The 21,860-nt window shown below is 62.2% G+C and carries 19 protein-coding genes; 8 read left to right on the forward strand and 11 right to left on the reverse strand.

Annotated features, from left to right (window positions below):
* Positions 1-3: 3 nt before the first annotated feature.
* The 8 genes from xrtA to AC56LU_RS07870 are packed head-to-tail and all read right to left on the reverse strand — an operon-like array spanning position 4 to position 9,729.
* Positions 4-1,557 (reverse strand): exosortase A, encoded by a 1,554-nt coding sequence (xrtA, locus tag AC56LU_RS07835; RefSeq protein ID WP_497175024.1) that lies wholly within the window; start codon positions 1,555-1,557, stop codon positions 4-6.
* Positions 1,548-2,741, reverse strand: coding sequence for a TIGR03087 family PEP-CTERM/XrtA system glycosyltransferase (locus tag AC56LU_RS07840; protein WP_497175025.1), 1,194 nt, complete (start codon positions 2,739-2,741; stop codon positions 1,548-1,550). The genes xrtA and AC56LU_RS07840 overlap by 10 nt, the downstream gene beginning before the upstream one ends.
* A gap of 4 nt (positions 2,742-2,745) precedes the next feature.
* The gene (locus tag AC56LU_RS07845; protein ID WP_497175026.1) at positions 2,746-3,840 is read right to left on the reverse strand and encodes a FemAB family XrtA/PEP-CTERM system-associated protein; all 1,095 of its coding nucleotides are present in this window, start codon (positions 3,838-3,840) and stop codon (positions 2,746-2,748) included.
* Positions 3,840-4,712 carry an XrtA system polysaccharide deacetylase gene (locus AC56LU_RS07850; RefSeq protein WP_497175027.1) on the reverse strand — a complete coding sequence of 291 codons (873 nt, stop codon included), beginning with the start codon at positions 4,710-4,712 and terminating at the stop codon, positions 3,840-3,842. Before AC56LU_RS07850 ends, AC56LU_RS07845 begins: the two co-directional genes overlap by 1 nt.
* Positions 4,709-5,722 carry an XrtA/PEP-CTERM system-associated ATPase gene (locus tag AC56LU_RS07855; protein WP_497175028.1) on the reverse strand — a complete coding sequence of 338 codons (1,014 nt, stop codon included), beginning with the start codon at positions 5,720-5,722 and terminating at the stop codon, positions 4,709-4,711. The genes AC56LU_RS07850 and AC56LU_RS07855 overlap by 4 nt, the downstream gene beginning before the upstream one ends.
* A 15-nt stretch (positions 5,723-5,737) precedes the next feature.
* Entirely contained in the window at positions 5,738-7,288 is a 1,551-nt protein-coding gene (locus AC56LU_RS07860; RefSeq protein ID WP_497175029.1) for a TIGR03016 family PEP-CTERM system-associated outer membrane protein, read from the reverse strand.
* On the reverse strand, positions 7,269-8,171 hold the full coding sequence (locus AC56LU_RS07865) for an XrtA-associated tyrosine autokinase (RefSeq protein WP_497175030.1): 903 nt from the start codon (positions 8,169-8,171) through the stop codon (positions 7,269-7,271). The genes AC56LU_RS07860 and AC56LU_RS07865 overlap by 20 nt, the downstream gene beginning before the upstream one ends.
* Before the next feature lie 22 nt (positions 8,172-8,193).
* The gene (locus AC56LU_RS07870; RefSeq protein ID WP_497175031.1) at positions 8,194-9,729 is read right to left on the reverse strand and encodes an XrtA system polysaccharide chain length determinant; all 1,536 of its coding nucleotides are present in this window, start codon (positions 9,727-9,729) and stop codon (positions 8,194-8,196) included.
* A 306-nt stretch (positions 9,730-10,035) separates the two neighbouring features.
* Here AC56LU_RS07870 and AC56LU_RS07875 point away from each other — a divergent pair, with 306 nt between their 5' ends.
* From AC56LU_RS07875 to AC56LU_RS07910, 8 genes are all read left to right on the forward strand, one after another.
* On the forward strand, positions 10,036-10,899 hold the full coding sequence (locus AC56LU_RS07875; RefSeq protein WP_497175032.1) for a S1 family peptidase: 864 nt from the start codon (positions 10,036-10,038) through the stop codon (positions 10,897-10,899).
* 204 nt (positions 10,900-11,103) lie between these two features.
* Positions 11,104-11,679 (forward strand): XrtA/PEP-CTERM system exopolysaccharide export protein, encoded by a 576-nt coding sequence (locus tag AC56LU_RS07880; protein ID WP_497175137.1) that lies wholly within the window; start codon positions 11,104-11,106, stop codon positions 11,677-11,679.
* Between the two features lie 174 nt (positions 11,680-11,853).
* Positions 11,854-12,438 carry a hypothetical protein gene (locus AC56LU_RS07885; RefSeq protein ID WP_497175033.1) on the forward strand — a complete coding sequence of 195 codons (585 nt, stop codon included), beginning with the start codon at positions 11,854-11,856 and terminating at the stop codon, positions 12,436-12,438.
* Complete coding sequence (locus AC56LU_RS07890; protein WP_497175034.1) at positions 12,435-12,716, forward strand: HPr-rel-A system PqqD family peptide chaperone; 282 nt, start codon at positions 12,435-12,437, stop codon at positions 12,714-12,716. Before AC56LU_RS07885 ends, AC56LU_RS07890 begins: the two co-directional genes overlap by 4 nt.
* On the forward strand, positions 12,710-13,621 hold the full coding sequence (locus AC56LU_RS07895; RefSeq protein WP_497175035.1) for an HprK-related kinase A: 912 nt from the start codon (positions 12,710-12,712) through the stop codon (positions 13,619-13,621). Before AC56LU_RS07890 ends, AC56LU_RS07895 begins: the two co-directional genes overlap by 7 nt.
* A complete protein-coding gene (locus tag AC56LU_RS07900; RefSeq protein WP_497175036.1) occupies positions 13,618-14,703 on the forward strand; it encodes a nucleotidyltransferase domain-containing protein in 1,086 nt (361 codons plus the stop codon). Before AC56LU_RS07895 ends, AC56LU_RS07900 begins: the two co-directional genes overlap by 4 nt.
* 268 nt (positions 14,704-14,971) lie before the next feature.
* Positions 14,972-15,832: a PEP-CTERM sorting domain-containing protein gene (locus AC56LU_RS07905; RefSeq protein ID WP_497175037.1), complete on the forward strand. Its 861-nt coding sequence runs from the start codon at positions 14,972-14,974 to the stop codon at positions 15,830-15,832.
* Positions 15,833-15,957: 125 nt separating this feature from the next.
* Positions 15,958-17,034 carry a nitroreductase family protein gene (locus AC56LU_RS07910; RefSeq protein ID WP_497175038.1) on the forward strand — a complete coding sequence of 359 codons (1,077 nt, stop codon included), beginning with the start codon at positions 15,958-15,960 and terminating at the stop codon, positions 17,032-17,034.
* Between the two features lie 4 nt (positions 17,035-17,038).
* Here AC56LU_RS07910 and AC56LU_RS07915 read toward each other — a convergent pair whose 3' ends face one another.
* The 3 genes from AC56LU_RS07915 to prsT all read right to left on the reverse strand — a co-directional run bounded on the left by AC56LU_RS07915 (position 17,039) and on the right by prsT (position 21,860).
* Entirely contained in the window at positions 17,039-17,899 is an 861-nt protein-coding gene (locus AC56LU_RS07915) for a ThiF family adenylyltransferase (RefSeq protein ID WP_497175039.1), read from the reverse strand.
* 57 nt (positions 17,900-17,956) lie between these two features.
* Complete coding sequence (locus AC56LU_RS07920; RefSeq protein ID WP_497175040.1) at positions 17,957-18,739, reverse strand: N-acyl amino acid synthase FeeM domain-containing protein; 783 nt, start codon at positions 18,737-18,739, stop codon at positions 17,957-17,959.
* Positions 18,740-19,091: 352 nt separating this feature from the next.
* Positions 19,092-21,860, reverse strand: coding sequence for an XrtA/PEP-CTERM system TPR-repeat protein PrsT (prsT, locus tag AC56LU_RS07925; protein WP_497175041.1), 2,769 nt, complete (start codon positions 21,858-21,860; stop codon positions 19,092-19,094).

Consider the following 21,860-nt stretch of genomic DNA (forward strand, 5'->3'; position numbering starts at 1 on the left):
TGCTCAGCGTCCACTGTTTGCCGCCAGCACCGCTTCGATCGCGGCCAGGTCGCGTGCCAGCAACGCGCGCATCGCGGCCCGGGCCTGCTCGCGGTCTTCATCATAGGCGGCGGCGAACATCAGCACGGCGCCATCGTCGGACGAATGGGTCAGCTTCTCGCGCAGCTGCAACAGCTTGCCGTGATAGTCATTGCTGGTGTTGGTGCCGTCGATCCAGTACCAATGCCACGTCAGCACGTGTCCGCCCAGCCCGGCAATCACGCTCTCGCGCACACGCAGTGCGCGGCCACCAATGTTTTCGTCGCGGAGCTGCATGCTGCGCGGCCGCCACAGCGAATCGCCGGAGGTGGCGGCCATGCGGTTGCTGGTGCTGATCAGCTTGGTGCCTTCCGGCGGCTGGCGGTAGTAGCGCAATTCCAGGTCGACGGTACGTCCACCGATGTCGTAGCTGCGGTACAGCTCGCCAGCCGCCGCCGGGAAGGCGGAGCGCCAGCCGGTGGCCCGGGCCGCTGTCGGCGAGGCCAGCGTCAACTGGTTCAGCTCGACCGGCGCGGCCGGCGCGGTATCCTGTAGCAGCGCGTAGTTGTAGGCCGGCCAGATACCTGCCACGACCACCACCGCCAGCGCCGCGAGGGCCAGGCGCACGCCGCTGGCGCCTGCCGTCAGGATCGGTCCTTGCTGCGCGGCGCTGGCCGGAGCGACCTTGTCGTCTTCACGCCACAGCGAGCCAATCCAGAACAGCAAGAACATGACCAGGCCGAAGAACAGCCAACCGTAGATCAGGTGGTCGACGCCGACTGCCATCGTCATGCCACTCAGGTGGCCGATCATGACGATGATGTAGGCGCGCAAGCCATTGGCGACGATCGGCACGATGATCGACGTCAACACGAACAGTGCGCGCCGGCCCGCGGAGCGGAAAGTCAGGTAGGCATACACGCTGCCGAGGGTGACCGAGGAAATCAGGTAGCGCACGCCGCTGCAGGCTTCGACCACCGACCAGTTACCGCTCGGCAGAGAAAAGTTATTGCCTTCCCGGTAAATCGGGATGCCGGTCGCCTGTACCGCGCGGACCGTAAAGTCGGCGGTCACATTGATCAGCGGGTCGATGAAGACGTCGCCGAACGGCACCGCAAACAGGATGAACAGCAGCGGAAAGGCCAGCCGGCGGGCGATCGGCACGCCGAGTATCGCCAATGCGCTTAGCGGCAGCATGGCGGCGAATGCATACTGGCGCACCACCTGGACTTCGGCCAGCTCGGCCATCAGCCAGGCCACGCCGCACAGCGCCAGCGGGACCAGCGCCGGCAGGCACAGCGTCACCGGCAGGCCGCGCACCTGCTCGCGCCGGCCCCAGATCAGCCACAGGGAGATCGGCAGGATCGCGTAACCGTGGGCGTAGGTGCCGGAACGGTTCCAGATCTCGACAATCGAGCGCGCCGTGTCGAAGTACATGGCGAACGGCGCCAGCACGGCGAGCGCGATCAGCAGCCATGCGCCGACGGACAAGGCGCCTCGCTGGGCATTCATGACGGCCGGCGGCGGTGTCAGGTACATTCAAGCCTCGCATCGATGCGCGCCAGGTTGCTTGGCCAGCTATAGCGCGAGACGACGGCGGCGCGCGCCGACGGCCCGAGGGCGGCATCGTCCTGGTGCAAGAGAGTGGTTATGGCGCTGATGAATTGCTCGGCGCCTTCGGCAAGGAGCAGGTCACTGCCAGGCGCGGCCTCGATGCCTTCCAGCGCCTGCGGCGACACCACCACCGGGCGCGCCATGGCCATCGCTTCGAGCACCTTGTTCTGGATCCCGCGCGCCACCCGCAGCGGCGCGACCGAGACGGTCGCGTGGGCGATGTAAGGGCGAACGTCCGGGACCGTGCCGGTGACGACGACGCCTGGCAGGCGCGCCAATTGCTGCACCGGCGAGGAAGGACGGGCGCCGACGATGTAGAAACGCAGTTGCGGCGCCGCGTCCAGCAGGCGCGGGAACACCTCGGCGGCGAACCACTGCACGGCGTCGACATTCGGCCAGTAATCCATGGCGCCGGTAAACACCAGCGCCTGCTCGCCCACCCGGTACGGATTGTCGTACGCGCCCTGCGGGGTAAAGTACTCGGTATCGACGCCGTTGTTGAAAAAGCCGATCTTGGCGTCGCTCTCCGGGGCCAGCTGGCGGAACAGGTCGGCCTCGGGCGCCGACACGAACAGCGCGGCGTCGGACTCGGAAGCGACCTTGCGCTCGTAGCGCAGCAGCTGGCGCGCCTCGTGCGCATACAGCGCGCTCATCGGCCACTTCTTGCCGTCGGCGTACTGGCGCCATTTATCCGAATCGACGTCGCAGAAGTCCACCACCCTGCGCGCATCGCGGTAAGGCTCGGCATACTGCGCCATCGGCGAAGAGAACACGACGATGCGGGCGATCGGATGGGCCGCCATGGTGTCGGCCACCCAGCGCTGCACGGTGGCGTCGCGGTAGTAGCGCAGCGACAGCGATTCGTTGGTGGCCAACGCGGCCAGGCTGCGCACCCGCGCCATGCGCGGATCGAGCGGCGCGAAATGGCTGCTAGCGCACAGCGCCCTCACCGTCGGCACATGCTGCCAGTCGTCGGCATCGTCGACGAAGGTCGATAGGTGGACGCGGTAGCGCTGGCTCAGGTGCTTGAGCAGGTAGTAGGAGCGGATTTTGTCGCCCTTGTTGGGCGGATACGGCATCCGGTGCACCAGCAGGAGCAGGTCGTCCATCGGGTTATCCCAGGTTCCTGACCACGTACGGGCCAAGGAAGTTGGCCAGGCCGATCGGCATCTTTTGCCACAGCTTGATGAATAGCTGGTACTTCGGATTCAGCGGATTGTTGTCGGGCAGCTCGGTCGATTCGTACAGGCGGTATTCATAGGCCAGCGGGGTCGGCTCGAACCCCCAGTTCTTCTTGAAGTCGAAGGCGCCGGTGCCCAGCTTGCTGCGGCCGAAATCGAACACGCGGCAGCCGCGCGCGGCGGCCGCCTGCATCAGGTTCCAGTACATGTAGTCGTTGCCCGCGCATTCGCGCGCGGCCGGCATGCCGCCGCCGTAGTAAGGCAGCACTTCGTCGCGGAAGTAGAACGACAGCACCGCGGCGATCACTTCGCCGCCGCGCACGATGACGCGGATTTCGCAGTCGTCGCCGAACACTTCCTTGATCACACGGAAGTACGACTTCGGAAAGACCGGGGTGCCGAGCCGGTGCACGCTGGTCGAATAGGCGAGGAAAAAGCGCTCGACATCCTGGTCGATCTCGGCGGCCAGGCCCAGCTTGATGCCCTTGCGTACCATCGCGCGCTGCTTGCGCGGGATAGCGTTCATGTTGGCCTCGTCGTCGGCGCCGATCTCCTTGCGGAAGGTGACGTAGAGCTCTTTCTGGTACCAGTTCGGATCGCCAGCGTGGCGGGCGACCAGGTAGCGGTATTCGAGATGGCCGACCTTCAGTTCGCGCGCCAGCGCGTCGGCGGCGTCATCGAGCATGCCGCGCGCCGCGTCCACTGTGGCGACGACGCCGCCCAGCACGCAAAACGGCAGCGAACCGAGCGAGTGGCCGAACATGCGGCTCTTGATTTCGGCGAGCGGCAGGATGCCGATGATCTTGCCATCCTGCTCGACATAATAGAACCAGGTCTGGTGGCCGTAGGCCCGTTCGATCACGGTTTGCCAGCCGGCGCGGTGGAAGAACGTGGCCTCGGGGCAGGATGCGACGAACGCATCCCAGCGCGCGTAATCGGCCGGTTTCAGCAACTGCAGGGCGGGACGGTTGGCGGCGATGCTGGCGGCCGCGCGTTTGGTTTGTACCGCTTCGATGATCGAACTCATTATTTACCTAAAAAAATCCTGTCCATGCGGTCCCACTTGAAGTCGCGCGTCAGCTGGGCGATGCGCCCTTCCATGCGGCCGAGGTTCACGTAGTGGCGGAACCGGCTCTTGGCGCTGGCGCCCGGCGGGCGTGGCTGGCCAGGGTCGATTTCCCATGGGTGGAAGTAAAAGATGGCGCTTTGCTGGTCGACCCGGTTGACCCGTTCCATCATCCAGCGCGACAGCGCGTACGGCAGAAGGCGGAAGTAGCCGCCGCCGCCGGCCGGCAGCTTGCGCTGGCCCACTTGCACGGTGGTGATCGGGACTTCCAGCAGGCCGCCCGGGCCGTCCGGGTAGAAGGCGAAGCGCGGCGCCTCCGGCATGCCGTAGTGGTCATGCTGGATCGGATAGATGCTTGAGCTGTAGCGGTAGCCGGCTTCCTGCAGCACGTCGAGCGCCCACAGGTTGGCGGTGCCGATCGAAAAGCTCGGGGCGCGGTAGCCAAGCACGGCCTGGCCGCCGATGTCTTCCAGGATCGCCTTGCTGCGCTGGATGTCGTCGGCGAATTCGGCGCGGCTCTGGTCGGACGCGCGCAAGTGGCCATAGCCATGGCTGGCCACTTCGTGGCCGCCGGCGACAATGCTGCGCACCAGCGCCGGATAGCGTTCCGCCACCCAGCCCAGCACGAAGAAGGTCGCCTTGACGTTGCCGCTGGCAAGAATCGCGAGGATGCGCCCGACATTGCGTTCGACGCGGCATTCCAGGCTATCCCAGGTGTCGCGCGCGATCACCGGGGCGAACGCCGACACCTGGAAGTAATCTTCCACGTCGATCGTCATCGCATTACGGATCTCGGTCGCGGCAACGGCGGTTGGGTGCAGGCGGTCGTTCATTCCTGCCTCTGATTGGTCGATTGCTGGGAGGCAGGCAGCGAACTGACGATCTTTTTCAGGATTGACAGGACCGACGACATGGATTTCTCCATTTTCATCATGCGCTCGTCCATGAAGCCCGAGTTGTCCATATTGGGCGCGCCTGCGGCGGCGCCCTGGATGCTGGCGCCCATGGCTGGCGCGGCGCCCGGCGGCAGCTGGTATTCTTCGGCGATGTCGCTGATCACTGCCTCGACGTCCTTTTCCTTGAGCGCGTGCAGCTCTTCCAGATAGCCCATCAGCAGCAGGCGGTCGCACAGGGCATTCACCTTGCGCGGGATGCCGCCCGAATAATCGAAGATCGCGGCATAGGCGTTGTCGCTGAAGGTCGGGTCATCGTGCCAGCCGACCGTGTGCAGCCGGTGCTCGATGTAGGCGCGGGTTTCTTCCGCATCCATCGGGCCGAGATGGTAGCTGGCGGTCACGCGCTGGCGCAGTTGCTGCATGCCAGCGCTGTGCAAGGTGGTTCGGAATTCTGGCTGTCCCAGCAGGAAGGTCTGCAGCAGCGATTTGTCGTCGGTCTGGAAGTTCGACAGCATGCGCAGCTCCTCGACCGCGCGCGAGGTCAGGTTCTGGGCTTCGTCGACCACCAGCAGCGCACGCTTGCCTTGCTCGTCGCTGGCGCGCAGGAAATGCTCGAGGCGCGCCAGCATCGCCGTCTTGCTGGCGTTTTCGTAATCCAGGCCGAACGCTGCCACCACGGTGCGCAGGGTGTCATCGGCGTCGAGATGGGTGTTGACGATGTGGGCCGCGACAATCTTGTCGGACGGAATCTTGTTGAACAGGTTGCGCACCAGCGTGGTCTTGCCGGCCCCGACTTCACCGGTGATCACGATGAAGCCCTCGCCGTGCGACAGACCGTACTCGAGGTAGGACATAGCGCGCTTGTGGCCCTTGCTGCCGTAGTAGAAGTGCGGGTCTGGCCTCAGCCGGAATGGCTTGTCGCTGAGACCGTAATAGGATTCATACATTGCAGTACTCGCTTCTCAGAACAGCATGTTGACGGACGCGGACACAGCATTCTCGACATAGCCGGGACCGTTCGGGCCGTTTGGGCCGGTCTGGCGGCGCAGTTCGGCGATTCCGGTAAACCGGCGGTCGAAGCGGTGCTGCAGCGACACGCTGGCCGACTTGTGGGTGGCTTCAATGCCTGTGGCGTCCGACCTGACGCGCGTCACCTGCGCGATCGTGTTGAGTTCATTGCTCGGATTCAACCGCAAGTTCCACAGGACGTTGGCCCCGACCTGCCGGTTCGAATCATTGAGCGAACTCGAATTGGGACCCAGCAGCTCGCTATCGGTGTCGACGTTCGACAACGCGATGCGGCGCACCGCGAAGGCCGACAACAGCAGGTTGCTGCGGGTACCGCGCAGACCGGCCGAGGCCTGCAGTTCGCGCTGCAGGAAATACCGGTTGCTGAAATAATTGATATTGTTAGCCAAGGTAGGCGGAAGGCCGCTCGCGCGAATATAGTTCTCGACCGCGCGCTGGCGTGCGACCGGGTCGAAAATCGTCGCCGCAAACAATCCATCTAGCATTTCCGCCGTGCTCACCGCCGAGGGCAGCACGAACTCGTTGCGCGTGCTGGTGACAGCGTCGTTGTAGCGCAGGTCAAACACCATGCGGCGCGTGCGGTGCGAGGCATTCAGGTAATAGCTGGAACCGTAGTAGCGCTTGCCCACGGCCGCGTCGACCCGGGTGCGCGCGCTTGGCGCCCACTGGAAGCCGGCCGACCATGAGCGCCCGCCCGTCGAGCCGCCCAGCGCCGCGTAATCGTAGTCGTCATAACCAACGCGCGAGGTCAGCTTGAAGGCCCGGCTCAGCGCATAACTGAGTCCGACCGAGGCGTTCTTCGAGGTGACGTCCGGCGCGAAATCGTAGGAGACCTGCTGCTGCACGGCCTGGATGTCCCAGCCCACCGAGGTAAACCGCGAGCCGCTGGCGAGGCTGAAGGCGATGGTGCTGCCCTCACTGGAGCCGACCGCGCGCGTACCGGTATCCACGACGTCGTGGGTGTAGCCCAAATCCACCGTCGCGGTATTGCCAAAACTGTGACGCAGCGACGGCGTGGCGCGGTAGCTGCGCACTTCGGAGCGGTTGCCCCCCAACGCGGTGTCGCTCGGCAGGGGGTCGAACGCCGAAATCGGCTGCTGCGTGATGTTGGCGGCCGCGTCGAAGTAGAACAGGTTCTCGACCAGTTTCGCTCTCAGGTTGGCGCCAAGCTCGGACTGGCCGCGGTCGATCCGCTCGCCGCGCTGGTCGAACTCGCTGACGTTGGTGAAATAACGGTATTGGTAAGTGGCGTCGAAACTGAAACGGCGTCCCTGGTTGCTCAGCCTGAAACCAGGCGCGATCTCGCTGCGCCAGCCGCCCTCTTCCTGGCCGCGCGGGCGCAGGTCGAGGTTGTCGGAGTAGATTTCACGGACATTGAGCAGGGGAGAAAATTTCCAGTTCGCCTGCGCGGACGGCGTCAACAACAACACCAGCGGCGCCAACGCACATGCTGCGCGCCGGTGCTTAGCCATAGTGATAGTCATAGGTTTCCGTACCTGGAAACGCGCGCGTCTTGTTGTAGATGAGGTTGACGTTTGGCATGCCTTGCAGCTGGGCCACTGCCACCGTGACGGCTTGCTGGGTTGTTACTTCGGCCTCAACCACGACCACGATCTGGCCCATGTGCGATGCCAGCACGTGCGCTTCGCTGGTCAGCAGCAGCGGCGGCGAATCGAAGATCACGATCCGGTCGGGATAACGGTTGGCGATCTCGGAGACCAGGCTGCTCATAGCCTGGCTGGCCAGCAGTTCGGTGGCGCGCGGGTTGCTGGTGCCCGCTGGCAGAATCGACAAGGTATTCACGTTGGTGCGCAACAGCACGTCGGCTACGTCGAGATTATCGTCGAGCAGGACGTCCATCAGGCCACGCTCGGCGGGCAGCCCGAGGGTGTTCAGCACGGACGGACGCGCGACGTCGGCATCGATCAGCAGCACGGTGTGATCCAGTTCCATCGCGATGCTCATCGCCAGGTTGATCGCGCAGAAGGTCTTGCCTTCACCCGGCAGCGAACTGGTGACCATGATCAGGTTGCCCGGCATTTCGCCAGCGACCGGCTCGCCAAAGGCGCGCCTGAGCAGCGGGCGCTTGATGATGCGGAAGTCTTCGAGCAGGGTGGTGCGTCCGCCACCGGGGGTGATCAGGCCCATGGTCTGCATGCGCTGCAGGTCGAGTTCGACTTCGCGGCCGTTACGCTGAGGCTGCGCCGATACGGCTGCCGCGGTCTCGACCGGCGGCAGCGCGGCGCTGACTGGTACTGGCGCTGGCGCCGGTGCATCCAGGGTGATGGACGCGGCAACCGGCATGAAGGCGGCGTCCTCGTCCTGCTTGGTGCTAATCCGCTTTGCGGCTTTTTCAATAATGCTCACGCAAGTTCTCCAGTGAACGCGATTACAGCGATGGTTGGATGACGAGGACCGCTATCACGGCGCCATAGGCGCCGAACAGGGCCACGACGGCCGCGCCGAACGCGTAGGTTCGCTTGGTGCGCTTGATTTTCTGCTCGTCGGTCCAGTTCATACTGATGCTGCCAAGGATAGGCAGGGCCGTGACTTCGCGCAGCTTGGCCTGGCTCATGAAGGTCGGACGGATCTGGCTCATCAGGAGAGCGACGCCGAGACCGGCCAGCAGCGCGCCCAGAAACACCAGCGTGAACAGGCGCGGACGATTCGGTCCAGCCGGCGTCGATGGTACCGTCGGCGGATCGATCACCCGGAACACCAAGGTATCGGTTGCCGAGCTGAGCTCGCCCGACAACTTGGCGGCCTCGCGCCGGCCCACCAGTTTCTCGTAGTTTTCCTTGTTAATTTCGTAGTCGCGATTAAGCTGCGCCAGGTGCGCCTCGACGTCCGGCGCCAGCGCGCTCTGGGAACGCAGGCGTGCGGCACGTGCGCTGTATTCGCCGACCCGCGCCCGGAGGGCCGCGACGCGCGCTTCTTCGACCGACAGCGCGACGTTCAACTGCTGCAGCATCGGGCTGTAATTGGCGCCAGGATCATTGCTGCGCTTGATCTTCTTGGCCGCTTCGCGCTTGCGCTCCTCGAGTTGCTCAATCAGGCGCTTGGTCGCGGCGATATCGGGATGCTCGTCGGTATATTTCATCTGCAAGCCGTCCAGATTCTTGCTCAGCTCCGCAAGCCTGCCATCGATCTCGGGATTGGCGATATCGGTTTCCTGCAGGCCGACCGGCACCGGCGTATCGCCGGCAATCTGGCGCTTGATGGCATCGCGGGCGTGTTCGGCCTCGGTCAGCTCAAGCCTTGCCGCGCTGAGCTGGTCGATGATCGCGCCCATTGCGGTGTTGTAATCGCCGCCGCCCTGTCGCGGCAACATGCCGATGTTCTTGATCTTGAATTCCTTCAGCGTATTCTCGGCCGTCGTCAGCTTTTCTTCATAGGACTTGATCTGGTCTTCGATGAACTGCACCGCCTTGTCCGAATCCTGCTTCTTGCCGCCGAAGCTGCCTTCGACGAACAGGGTCAGCAGCGATGCGACGACGTCCTTGCCGACCTTCGGATTGGGGTTACTATAGGCGATCGTGTAAATGTCGTCACGCTCGGTGCCGGTGATGCTGATGTCTTTGATCAGCTTGTCGACCATTTCCTCGTGTTCCTTCGGCGTCTTCGACTTGATGTCGAGATCGACCATGCGGATGACTTTCTCGACGTTCGGACGGCTGATGAGGGTGCGGCGCATGAAGCCGACCTGCTGCTCGACATTGGGCACCGTGGTCATTCCGGCCAGCAGCGGGGCGAGGATGCTCTGGGTGTCGACGTAAACCCGTGCTGAAGCCTGGTAGTCGTCGGGCATGCGGTATGCGGAAATCCACCCGACAATCGCTATTACCACGGACGTCAGAAGCGCATGCCAACGGTATTTCCAGATCGCTTTCAGGAAGCTGGTGATCAGGATGATTAATTCTGTCATCTATGTATCGCCTTTAGTGACCGCGCGGACAAGGCTGTCAGGCGCATCTTGTTAGCACTGTTTTGGTTTAGATTGTTTACCAATGCGAAATTGCCGTAATGCATTGACTAATGTCATATCATACATGACATATTATTGCATATTGCTACGTAATCTCAGTTTTCTCTTAACTCGGTTGCAAGATAGTGACAACTGCGGGGATGACGACGAACCACCAAATCGCGAAGTTTCCCGCGGAAAACAGTTTCCCACAGAAATGGAAAAAAAGATGTGATATTACAATCGTGCGCTTCAATTTAACAACAGATGCGGGTCCGGCTTCTGCCTGCACGCTTTATCGAATGTCACTTCTTGCTTTTCTTGGAGCAACTAGCTAGTCTCGGCGGCATGTCGCCATTCGATTTCTTCTTCATCAAGTTCACTGTTTTGGCCGCCCTTTTGCTTGCCCAGCCAGCCGTGGCCACGGCCGCCGACCTGCCGCGCACCATCGCTGCCATCAAGCCGTCGATCGTCGGCGTCGGCACCTACCAGCGGACCCGCACCCCGGCCATCCGCTTCGCCTCGACCGGCTTCGCGGTCGGCGACGGCCTGTCGATCATCACCAACGCGCATAGTATTCCCGCCCTGCTCGACACGGAAAAGATGGAAGTGCTTGGCGTGGTGGTAAAGGATGGTAAGGAGATCGCGTTTCGCCCGGCCCGGCTAGCGGGCATGGATCGCGAGCATGACCTGGCCCACCTGCGCCTGACCGGCGCGCCGCTGGCGCCGCTGACGCTGGGCGATGCGGCCAAGGTCGTAGAGGGCATGGATTTCGCGTTTACCGGCTTCCCGCTGGCCATGGCGCTGGGCATGCACCACGCGACCCACCGGGCAACGCTGGCGTCCATTACGCCGGTGGCGATGCCGGCCTTGAACTCAAGTAACCTCAATCCGCGCGTGTTAAGCCAGCTGCAAAAGACGCCGTTTGCCATTTTCCAGCTCGACGCCACCGCCTATCCGGGTAATAGCGGCAGCCCGCTGTACGACCCGGAAACCGGCGTGGTCTATGGCATTCTAAACATGGTCATGGTCAAGGGACTCAAGGAAACGGCCATTACCACGCCCAGCGGCATCACGTATGCGATTCCAGCCAGTTATATTCAGGAACTGCTGAAGGAGCAAAAAAACTAGCGGATAAAATTTGCAATTGTGCAGCTTTTCGACAAAAAGATGCATGCTAAAATAGAAACTCTTGAAAGTATAGTTACTTATCAGAATCATTATGGATGCGATGCCGCTAGCGGCCGACGCTTCCTCATCACGTTCTAAAAGGATATCCAAGTGAAGACTCTCCAACACAACCTGATCAAACTGCTGGCGTGTTCCGCGCTGGCAATGTGTGCGCTTGGCCTGAGCGGTTGCGCCTCGCGCGGCGTCAGCGCGCCGGTCGCCGAGCAGATTCCTGAACGCGATTACCGCATTGGCCCCGGCGACAACCTTTCGATCATGGTGTGGCGCAATCCGGAGGTATCGACCAGCGTCCAGGTGCGCCCGGACGGCAAGATCACCTCCCCGCTAGTGGAAGACTTGCCTGCCGCTGGCAAAACCTCGACCGAACTGGCGCGCGACATCGAAGCCGCGCTGGCGCAATTTATCCAGCAGCCGACGGTGACCGTGATGGTGAGCAGCTTCAGCGGCAACTACGACGAGCAGATCCGTATCATCGGCCAGGCCACGCGCCCGCAGACCCTGCCGTTCCGCCGCAAGATGTCGCTGATGGATGTGATGATCGCTGTCGGCGGTATCACTGACTTCGCTTCCGGCAACCGCGCGACCATCGTCCGCACAATCGACGGCAAGCAGCAGAAAATCGATGTCCGCCTGGACGACCTGATCAAGGGCGGCGACATCTCGGCCAACATCTACATGTATCCGGGCGACGTGCTGATCGTTCCTGAGAGTTTCTTCTAAAACTGTCGATTATACTTACACGCTCGGGGAAGCGCACCCGAGCCAGCGCCGGGATTCCGGCGGAAGGCCTTGTTTTCTCACGGATTTTTCCTTAATCATGCGCGACGGAACGAAAATTGCTAAGCTTACATTCGGTCGGCGCACCGTTGAGCTGACCATCATTGAGGATATGACGTGACTACCGAACAACAACAAGATGCGTCTCCCGTCGTCGCGGACGAGGATGCACAGGAAAAGATCACTGCGCGGCGCAAGTTCCTGCGCGCCGGCAGCACTGGCGTCGTCCTGACCCTGGCCAGCGGCTCGGGCATGGCGACGGTATGCACCGTCCCGTCGATGACAATGTCTGGCCCGACCATGGCCAGCCGCGGCGTGACGATCGAAAAATGCGCCGGCGGCAATTCGCCCGGCTTCTGGAAAAACCCGACCCGTACGTGGCCGCTTGGCACCTCACGCGACACCCCGTTTGGCGACATATTCCCCAGCGACGAGCCGTATGCGAGCACCAAGTTGGGGGTAATGATCAAGCAGCAAGATCCCGGCAATTATTTTGATACGCACAATCTGGGGTGTCACTTTACTGCCACATACCTCAATATCAACGCAAAACTAGTCAAGTTCATGACGGTGGACCAGCTCAGGGCGATCTGGAACGAACTGAGGACCTTTGGGGTCTACGCGCCGGTCGACGACCCGGATGTCGAGCCCTGGTCGAAAGAGCGCGTGGCGAAATATCTTGAGAGTACCTACCACGATTGACGGACGCTGAACTGGCGGCGCAGTGGCGCCTGGTCCGCGGACAGCAAATGCGCCATTACCGCTGGGACGACGAGTTTGTCTTGTTTAACAACCTGTCGGGCGATACCCACCTGCTGGGTGTGCAAGCCATGCAGTTGCTGCAGGCGCTTGCGGCGGGCGCGCGCAGCGACTCCGAGCTCGGCGCCGCGCTGACTGAATCCCTCCCCGGCAATACCACCCTGTCCGAGCTCCTCGCTGACCTCGAACGCCTGATGCTGGTCGAGCGCTGCCCGTGCTGACCCTCGCATCGCTCAACCCGCGGGAACTGCGCCGGCGCTTGTCCGGCCCCGGCTTGGATATCCGCACCGGCCCTTTCGTGGTGCGCCTGCATACCCGCATTGCCGCGGTGGTCGACAACCTGGCTCTCCTGTATCCCGATTACCCGCTCGACGACAGCGGCTTTGCCGACTTCCACATCAGCGTGGCGCGCGCGCGCGGGCTGCGCCGCTGGATCCGCCCGCAAGTCGAATTCCTGGTCGATGGCGAATCGATGTTCAGCCCGTTGCCGCTGGCGCAGGCCTTCCCGATTTTCGAATGGGGACTGAACTGGTGCGTGTCAAGCCAGGCCCACGACCACCTGGTGCTGCACGCGGCCGTGGTCGAACGCGGCGGCATGGCGGCGATCCTGCCGGCCCCGCCCGGGTCAGGCAAGAGCACCCTGTGCGCCGCCCTGGTCAACAATGGCTGGCGGCTGCTGTCGGATGAACTGGCGCTGGTGCGCCTGTCGGACGGCATGCTGGTCCCGGTGCCGCGGCCGGTCAGCCTAAAGAATGCGTCGATCGACATCGTCCGCACTTACATACCGGCCGCCGTTCTGAGCCAGCCGGTGCACGCCACCAGCAAGGGCAGCGTCGCCCACCTGCGGGCGCCGTCAGGCAGTGTCGCGCGCGCCGCCGAGCTGGCGCGTCCGGCCTGGGTCATTTTCCCCAGGTTCGAGGCCGGCGCCGACGTCGACCTGGAAGCGGTGTATGGCGCCGATACCTTTATGCGGCTGGCCGAGAATGCGTTCAACTACCCGGTGCTCGGCGCCGCCGGTTTCGATGCGCTGGCCGGCCTGGTCAACGGCTGTTCCGCCTACAGCTTCAGCTATAGCCGGCTGGACGACGCCCTGGCCACCTTCGACAACCTCGCCGCGGGCGCATGATGACCGACCTTCCTTTGCTGCTGCAAGCCTGGCGCGATCCTGAGCGGGCCTGCGGCTTTGGCCTGGCCGACTGGGACAAGCTGCTGCGCCAGGCCGGACGGGTCAAGCTGCTCCCCGCGCTAGCCGGGCTGTTCGAAGCGCGCGGACTGCTCGATCGGCTGCCGCCACAAGTGCGCGCGCATTTCGTCCGCTGGAAGGCGGTCGGCCTGCGCCACCGCCAGGGCACCGGCTACGAAGTCCTGCTGATCCAGGCGGCGCTGCGCGAACTGGGCCTGCCGCTGGTCCTGCTCAAGGGCGCGGCCTATGCGGTGGCCGGGTTGCCGCCGGCGCCGGGCCGGCTGTTTAACGACATCGACATCCTGGTGCCGAAAGCCATGCTGGGCAAGACGGAAGCCGCGCTGATGCTGCACGGATGGACTACGACCCATCAGGACGCCTACGACCAGCGCTACTACCGCACCTGGATGCACGAACTGCCGCCGATGGAAAACGTCAAGCGCGGCACCCGCATCGATGTCCACCATGCCATCCTCCCCGAGACTGCGCCAGTGCGCCCGGACCCGCGGCTGCTGCTGGCCGGCGCCGTTCCGGTCGAGGGAAAGGACGGAATACAGGTGCTGGCCCCTGCCGATATGGTGCTTCATAGCGCCGTCCACCTGTTCTATGGCGAGTTCGAGTATGGCCTGCGCGACCTGGTCGACCTGCATCGGCTGCTGTCCCACTTCGGCCGCGATCCGGCGTTCTGGCCGCAGTTGATGGCGCGCGCGCGTGCCCTTGAACTGGGTCCGACGCTGTATTACACCTTGCGCCATGCCTCGCGCCTGCTGGGCACGCCGGTTCCTCCCGCGATACTCGCAGACAGTGCCGCCGATGCGCCCTCGTCATTGATGGCCCCGATGATGGACGCCCTGTTCCTGCGCGCGATCGAGCCGGACCATCCGAGCTGCCGCCGCGCTGGCAGCGGTCTGGCGCGGTTTTTACTCTATGTGCGCAGCAACTGGTTGCGCATGCCTCCGCTGCTGCTCGCACAGCATTTGCTTCATAAAGCAATTTTTCCACCCAAGCAATCGAATGATGCTTGACGCATGTCGGAAAAGCTTACAGTTCCGCTTTCCGAATTTTTGACGACTCCCATAAGTTATTGATTTAAAACGATGTATGAGAGCTGGCCTGGAAAATGCTTAGCATATACCGTCAGACCGGAATCGCAATATCTAGCTGAGCCGCTCGGAGCAAGGGCAACACTGAAAATCAGCGTTGGCACGGTCCGAAGCCTGAAGCAAGAGTCGTAAAAAAGCGCGAAACCATCATCGAAACATTGAGCAGTTAAACACTTAGGAGATATTTAAAATGAAATCGATCAAGAAAACGCTGCTGGCCGCCGCGCTGGCCATCAGCAGCCTGCCAGCCTTCGCAATTACCGTTGGTGGCATCAACGTCGGCACCGCTGGCTCGCCACACTTCGAAGCTGCAGAAGTGTACGAGAACTTTATCGGTACCTACACCACCAGCCCGGGCGCCACCAACGTCGGCACCGGCTTCACGCCTGGCTTTGGCCCGGGCGCAGAACTGGCCGGCTATGGCCGCGTCAATTCGATCAACGGCAACCTGAACTACTGCGCCGGCGGCCCAGCCACCTGCGAGCTGACCTTCCGCTTCTACGGCTTTACCGCCAAACCGGGCGGCACGCCGAACGACATCGACTTCAACGGCGGCTTTGTTGATTTCTATGTCGGCACCGGTGCCGACGTTGACTTCAATCCGTTCCAAGCCACCGAAGCGCAGATGCTTGCACAATCAACTAATGGCACCCTGTGGCTGCGTTTGTCCGGCGCCAACTTCCTTGACCTGACTTCGGGCCGTACCGGCACCCTGCAGGCCAACGGTACCAACTTCGGCACGGGTACTGCCGACGGCGGTAAGGGAATTGGCCAACTGGACATCGTTTCCGGTCTGGCTGATGTTGTCGCTGCGCTGAACACCAACTCGGTGACCAACAACCTGGGTTGCACCCTTGGCGTCAACTGCTCCGACTTCGACCTGACCACCTCGTTCAGCATCGTTGGCGCCTCGGGCGAGTTGCCTCTCGCTGGCGTTGCCAGCGTCGCTGGCCGCGTCGCTGCGGTACCAGAGCCTGCATCGCTGTCGCTGATGGCACTGGGCCTTCTGGGTCTGGGTGCTGCAAGCCGTCGTCGTCAAACCAAGAAGTAATTCCTGCCGCGCGATAACGCGCAGCACTTTAAGCCCGTCCTTCGCGACGGGCTTTTTCTTTTTGAACGCGGCCCATACACTGCCTTTTGCGCTCACAGTCCGCGCGAAGCATGGTAGGGTTCTGGATGGAAATTAGCCAAACAATATCGACACCGATGACATCGACATTTATCACGCACGTGGCCGAGACTGGCGCACTGGCCCCTTCGGCCGACAATTGCCAGACCTGGCGGATGACATGGAACGGCCAGGTGCTTGAACTGGCTTACGAACAGCGCCACGCCGAAACGAATGTGTTTTCGGCAGAGAGCCACGCGACCCTGATGGGCATCGGCGCGGTGGCCGAGAACGTCCAGGCGGCGCTCGCCGCCAACGGCGTGGATGCACAGTGGCGCTGGAATAATGCAGGACAGCCGTATGGGTCGATCGAGATTTCCTCCACGCCTGCAGGATTTACGATACCCGACGGCCCGGCGAGGCGCCATACCAATCGCCTCGCTTATCGCAGCACGGCGCTGCCCGCCGCCCTTGCCGATCAGATGCTGCAGCAGGGCGAAGGCGCCAGCCGGGTGACGCTGCTGACGGCAAAGCAGCCCAAGGCTGAGCTGATTCGTGCTGTGCGAACCAGCTCGGAAGCACGCTTTTGCGACCGTGCGCTGCACGCGTGGCTGTTCGGCAGCCTGCGCCACACGCCGGCGGAGGTAGCCACAGGCGATGGCCTGGACATGAACACGCTGGGTCTGCCGCCAGGCGGCAAGGCAATGATGGGCTTCATGTCCGACTGGAGCCGGTTGTCGGCGCTGAACCGGCTGGGCGCCTACAAGCTGCTGGCGCGTTCGGAAGTGGGGCTCATTTCGGCCGCTCCCGCGTTGCTGTGCATTTCAGGTCCCGGCGACCGCCGCGGCGTCATCGATGCCGGGCGCCTGCTGGCGAGGGTGTGGAGCGAATTGAACCTGGCCGGGCTGGCGGCGCAACCGTATTATGTGGTCACCGACCAGATCAATCGCCTGCATTCAGGAAACTTGGCCGAGGGTTTCGACGCGAAAATCACCGGCGTCGAACAGGAAGTGCAGCGCCTGCTTGGTCTTGGCCAGAGTGAGATGCTGCACATGATACTGCGTGTCGGCTATCCGAAGGCGACACCGGTGCGTTCGCGCCGGCTGCCGTTGGCGACGGTGTTTACCGACACCACCAGCGCCTGAACCGCTACTTGGTCAGCTGGCGCTTTCCAATAGCAATGGCGAGGCGCTGCACCGGGTGGCGGTTGCCGCCCGGGCGCCAGGTACGGGTCAGCTTGTACCGGTAGGCATCGAATTGCGAGCCGTGCGGGGCTGCGCGCACCTTGCCGCGCTTTAACAGGATCTTCAGGGCCTCAGTGGCAGCGATGCCGGCGCACAGCTGGCACGCCATGATCGTCGACGGCCCGCGCCGCTCGGCGAAACTCACCGTCGACGGCACGACTAGGTAGCCGCGATGCAGACCGGCCGGGGCCAGCCCGACCACGAAGCGGATCGCCTTGTCGATCTCCGGCAGGTCGCCCCACTGGAAATACTCCTCGAACGTCATCTTCCCTGGCATGAAGTTGAGCAGCGCTGCGCCCATGCCCAGCGGCGCGACGGTAGTCGCTGGAATGCCAAGGGCCGCGCAGCGCGCAAAGGTCTGTTGGCGTATGTCGAACGCAAAGAAATCGAGTCCGTCAATGTAGAGGTCGACACCTTCGAGGAATTCGTCCAGGTTGCCCCCATTGATACCCTCGGGGAATATCTTGATGTCGAGGCCAGGGTTGATATCGCGCGCCATCCGCGCCATCACCTCCACTTTGGCCACCCCGACCGTTGTCATACTTGCACCGACCTGCCGGTTAAAGTTGGCGATGTCGAATTTATCAAAGTCGGCGATGTTGAACGCCCCAATGCCCAGCCGCGCCAAGGTCAGCAGGTGAACGCCCCCTACACCGCCGCCACCAGCGATGGCGACACGTTTCGTGCGCAGGACTGCCTGCTCTTCTCGCGTGAGCCAGCCGATATTACGGGAGAACGCTGTATCGTACGGGAAGAAATCGCTCATAGGGAAGCCGCCAGCTACGCGCTGGAAAGAATAAATGTGGGAACTTGCATCGCCGGGTTATATTTCGGCGTGTTCGTCAATCCTGAGTAACCGGTTACGGATACCGATCTCCTCGCGTGGCGAGAAAAAATACGGGTAGAAAGAGCGTTCCGTGGGGCTCTCGCTGCGGGTTCCGCCGTATTTGATGATTTGCTCGCTTGCGTAGTCCAGGCTGACCCGAAGTAGATAGGCAGGGGCGTCCACGCGCGGATTGATTTTCATCTCACCTTCGCGTTGGAACCCGAGCATGCGCTCGTAGAAACGGCGGTGGCGCGGATTGACCTCAATCACGATATCAGTGCAATGGTAAATGTCGCGGGCGTAAATCACGGCAAGGTGAAACAGATTGCCCAGCGATTCCTTGGAACTGCCGGTGGGGTCGAATGCCAGCTTGGTAAATTCACATAACTTGGCACCGCGTTCACGGTGGGCATTCAACTCCTGCCCGAATATTTTGTCCGCGTTGAGTCCAATCGCCGAGTCGATGCCGATCGTGATCGTGCCCAACACCGTGCCTTTGTTCTGGGCCATCAGCGTAATACGGTTCGGATCGTCGTCGGGTCGATGGGTGCCGGCGTAACCGCGCCAAGCATACATCTTGCTTATCAACATGCTTGCTGAGTTCCGAATTTCCGCTTTATCGCAAAGACGAAGGTGATAATTGTCCCGTTGCACGATTACGTCCTCGTATTGACTGGACGTTATGATATCCCGAGTACCAGATATCGTGGCGCGTGATTCGGCCTCATCTGTACCCTCATCTATTACTGTCTCGAGTTGTCCTAGCTTTTCGGCATTCATGGTGTTTCCCCTTAATGCGCCCAGTCACTATACACACGGTTTCGCTCAGCTGCCAACGTAACGGCCAGCCAAGTGACGCCCCGCTCAGCAGGTGAGCAGGCACATCGAACGCCTTCAGCGATGCTGTAAACATCGTCCAGTTCTATGAAATCTTTATTGCTGGAGCAAAATCTGATTGCCAGAATTCTTTCCATCAACGCCAGTCAGCGGTCACATACGTGCAAAACCATGTAGACAAGCTATCCTACCATTCCGCAACTTTGTGTTTTCAAAGAATCAAAAAATTCAGAGCAAAATGTTGCCTAACATAACACGTTGTTGATGTTCATGCTAGCCGTCGATGACATGAACTTCACAGTTGCTTATAGAGAAGCTCGGCCTTGTCACGTTCGCTGTATTCCTTATTGGCCATTACCTTTTCCAACTCCTTGCGGGCATTGGCCTTGTCGCCAGACTTCGCCATGCCCTGTGCCAAGTGGAAGCGGATCGCCGTATCGTTCGGCGACAGCTGAACCGCCTTCTGCAGATACCCGAGCCCGCGCGCGGCGTTGCCCTGCTCCACCAGCAAGTAACCGAGCGTGTCGAGAATGGCAGGCGCACTGCTGGCCAGCGAATGCGCCTTTTCCGCCGTTTTCAGCGCGCGCGGGTCCTTGACCTGCTGGTAAGCCCAGGCAAGGTTATTCAGCGCGGCCGGGTTTTCCGGCGATTGCTGGACCACACCTTCCAGTATGACGATCGCTTCCTTGTACTCTTTCTTGGCCAACGCGCGCTCTGCGGTAAACATCCGCATCGTATCATCCGGCTTGTTTTCCTTCTGCCATTTCACCAGGCGCGCTTCGGCTTCCGCCCCCTTGCCTGCGGCACTCATCGCGGCGTGAAGCAGCAGCAGGTTGGCCGTGGTCGGCGCTACCGCGAGCGCCTGCTCGTAAGGACGGATTGCAAGGGCCGGCTTTCGCTGGGACTGCAACAGATTGCCTTCGAGCAGGAATCCGATTGGCTCCTTGGCGCGCTGTTTCTGGATCTGGCGCGTCATCGCAACGGCTTCGTCCGGTCTGCCCGAACGCGCCAACAATTCGGTCATGACGATCTGGGCGTCAAGGTAGGCCGGGTCGATCGCCAGCGCTTTTTTGACGGTTTCCTCGGCTTGCCCAGGTTTTTGTACCTGCGCATACGCCGATGCCAGGCGCAAATGCGCAGGTGCGGATTTCGGCATCAAACCAACGAGCTTGCTGTACGAATCCACGGCGCCTTCCTTGTCGCCTTTGGCCAGCTGGGCATTGCCCAGCAGGTCGAGCACGCGCGGCTCATCCGGGTTGGCGACCTGGAGCTTGCGCGCCAGGACCAGGGCCTTGTCGTTCGCGCCGGTGGCAGAGTAGTGCTGGCCCAGCAGCAATGCTGGCTGCACCGCGTCCGGATTGGCCGCTTGCGCCTTTTCCAGCCAGCTGGTCACTTCGGCCGGCTGTTTCTGGGCAGCCGCCAACTGCGCCAGCGCGGTCATCGCTTCAGCGCTTTTTGGCTCTTTTTCCAGGAAGGTCAGGAACTGTTTCTTGGCAAGCTCGGGTTTCTTCTCGCGCATCGCCAAGTTGGCCAGGTTCGACGCCGCCGGGAAGAAGCTCGGGTTCAGCGCCAATGCCTTCTCAAACGCGGCGCGGCCCGCTGCCGTATCGCCTTTGGCCATCAGCACGCCGCCCTTCAGGTTGTGCACTACCGGATCCTTGGGATGCTGCTGCTCCATCACGGCAACGGCCGCCAATGCCTTATCGAAACGCTTCAGGCGCATTTCAGCCAGCACCAGCAGCGAACCGGAACGGATCGACGAGGGCTCGAGCTTGGTGGATTCCTCAAGATCGGTCACGGCGCTGGCGGCATCGCCCTGCGCCAGCCGGGTCACCGCCAGCGATGTCCGCAGACCAGCCGCGGCGGGCGCCATCTTGGCGGCCTGCTCGAACAGCAAGCCGGCCTTGGTGAAGTCGCGCTGCTGCATGGCGATTTCGCCGGCCAGCGCCAGCGCCTGGGCATCGGGGGTGGCGCCAGCGGCGAGCAGTGGTTCCAGCGTGGCGCTGGCATCGGCTAACTTGCCGCTCTTCAGGAAGGACGACACCAGCAATTTGCGCGCATACGGATCGCGCGGGATGCTGTTGACATACTTACGTAAATAAATCTCGGCTTGTTGCCGGTTACCCAGTTTATCCTCGACGGCCCCTGCCAGCAGCATGCTCGGCAGATGCTCAGGCGCCGCTCGCAGCACTTTCATCAGCAACTCCCGGGCTTCGGCATTCTTGCCGCTGGAATGCTCCAGCAGCGCTTCGGTGTAAAACAGCTGCAGGCTGTTCGGGGTGATCTTCTTGGCTGCCGCAACGTCAGCCCGCGCGGCGTCGTATTTGGCCGTGGAGATGTGAATCGCCGCCTTGGCGAGGTGGGCCGATCGGTGCGCCGGTTCCGCTTTCAGCACGGCATCGTAGGCGGCCAGCGCCAGGTCAGGCTTGCCTTCCGTGCGCAGCAGGTCGGCTTGGAACATCAACACCGCGGTATCGTTAGGGTGACTAGCGAGCGCCTCGGCGACCAGGCGCTTGGCGGCGTCGAGGTCGCGCTGGGTGCCGTGGTAACGGGCCATGCCCAGCAGCGCTTGGGCATCCGCCGGTTTCAGCTTGAGCGCCTGTTCGTAGGACTGTTTTGCCTCATCCTGCTTGGCCAGGGCCAGGTTGGCGTGGCCGCGCAGCACCAGCAGTTCCGCCGTCGCGGCGTCCTTGGTCTCATCGATGACCTTCTGGTACTGCTGCTGAGCCAGCAAGGCCGTGGCCAGGCCGGGCGCCGCCTTGTCGGCCGGGGCGCCCAGCTCCATCGCCTTGCGGAATTCTTTTTCAGCCGACAGCGCGTCGCCGGTCTCGTTGTACAGCGCGCCCAGCGTCAGACGCGCCTCGACGTCGGATGGGTTCTTCAATAAGGCGTTCTTCAGCTGGATTACCGCGGCCTTGCTTTCTCCCTTCTGGATCGACTGCTTGGCGCTGGCGACCAGGGTTTCCGAGGTCTCGGTTTTTCCGCAGCCGGACAGGCCGCCAAGCAGGAGAATAGCGGATACGACGGTAGCGCCGACATGTTTCTGGTTTCGAGTACTTTGCAT

It is taken from the genome of Telluria sp. PB2R4, from assembly GCF_059685695.1.

What these genes read in the sequence shown, in the direction of transcription:
- AC56LU_RS07875 (WP_497175032.1), top strand. Translation starts at nt 10,036, where the DNA reads ATGCGGGTCCGGCTTCTGCCTGCACGCTTTATCGAATGTCACTTCTTG.
- AC56LU_RS07880 (WP_497175137.1), top strand. Translation starts at nt 11,104, where the DNA reads ATGTGTGCGCTTGGCCTGAGCGGTTGCGCCTCGCGCGGCGTCAGCGCG.
- AC56LU_RS07840 (WP_497175025.1), bottom strand. Translation starts at nt 2,741, where the DNA reads ATGGACGACCTGCTCCTGCTGGTGCACCGGATGCCGTATCCGCCCAAC.
- AC56LU_RS07870 (WP_497175031.1), bottom strand. Translation starts at nt 9,729, where the DNA reads ATGACAGAATTAATCATCCTGATCACCAGCTTCCTGAAAGCGATCTGG.
- AC56LU_RS07850 (WP_497175027.1), bottom strand. Translation starts at nt 4,712, where the DNA reads ATGAACGACCGCCTGCACCCAACCGCCGTTGCCGCGACCGAGATCCGT.
- prsT (WP_497175041.1), bottom strand. Translation starts at nt 21,860, where the DNA reads ATGCAAAGTACTCGAAACCAGAAACATGTCGGCGCTACCGTCGTATCC.
- AC56LU_RS07915 (WP_497175039.1), bottom strand. Translation starts at nt 17,899, where the DNA reads ATGAGCGATTTCTTCCCGTACGATACAGCGTTCTCCCGTAATATCGGC.
- AC56LU_RS07855 (WP_497175028.1), bottom strand. Translation starts at nt 5,722, where the DNA reads ATGTATGAATCCTATTACGGTCTCAGCGACAAGCCATTCCGGCTGAGG.
- AC56LU_RS07900 (WP_497175036.1), top strand. Translation starts at nt 13,618, where the DNA reads ATGATGACCGACCTTCCTTTGCTGCTGCAAGCCTGGCGCGATCCTGAG.
- AC56LU_RS07905 (WP_497175037.1), top strand. Translation starts at nt 14,972, where the DNA reads ATGAAATCGATCAAGAAAACGCTGCTGGCCGCCGCGCTGGCCATCAGC.
- AC56LU_RS07860 (WP_497175029.1), bottom strand. Translation starts at nt 7,288, where the DNA reads ATGACTATCACTATGGCTAAGCACCGGCGCGCAGCATGTGCGTTGGCG.
- AC56LU_RS07845 (WP_497175026.1), bottom strand. Translation starts at nt 3,840, where the DNA reads ATGAGTTCGATCATCGAAGCGGTACAAACCAAACGCGCGGCCGCCAGC.
- AC56LU_RS07920 (WP_497175040.1), bottom strand. Translation starts at nt 18,739, where the DNA reads ATGAATGCCGAAAAGCTAGGACAACTCGAGACAGTAATAGATGAGGGT.
- xrtA (WP_497175024.1), bottom strand. Translation starts at nt 1,557, where the DNA reads ATGTACCTGACACCGCCGCCGGCCGTCATGAATGCCCAGCGAGGCGCC.
- AC56LU_RS07910 (WP_497175038.1), top strand. Translation starts at nt 15,958, where the DNA reads ATGGAAATTAGCCAAACAATATCGACACCGATGACATCGACATTTATC.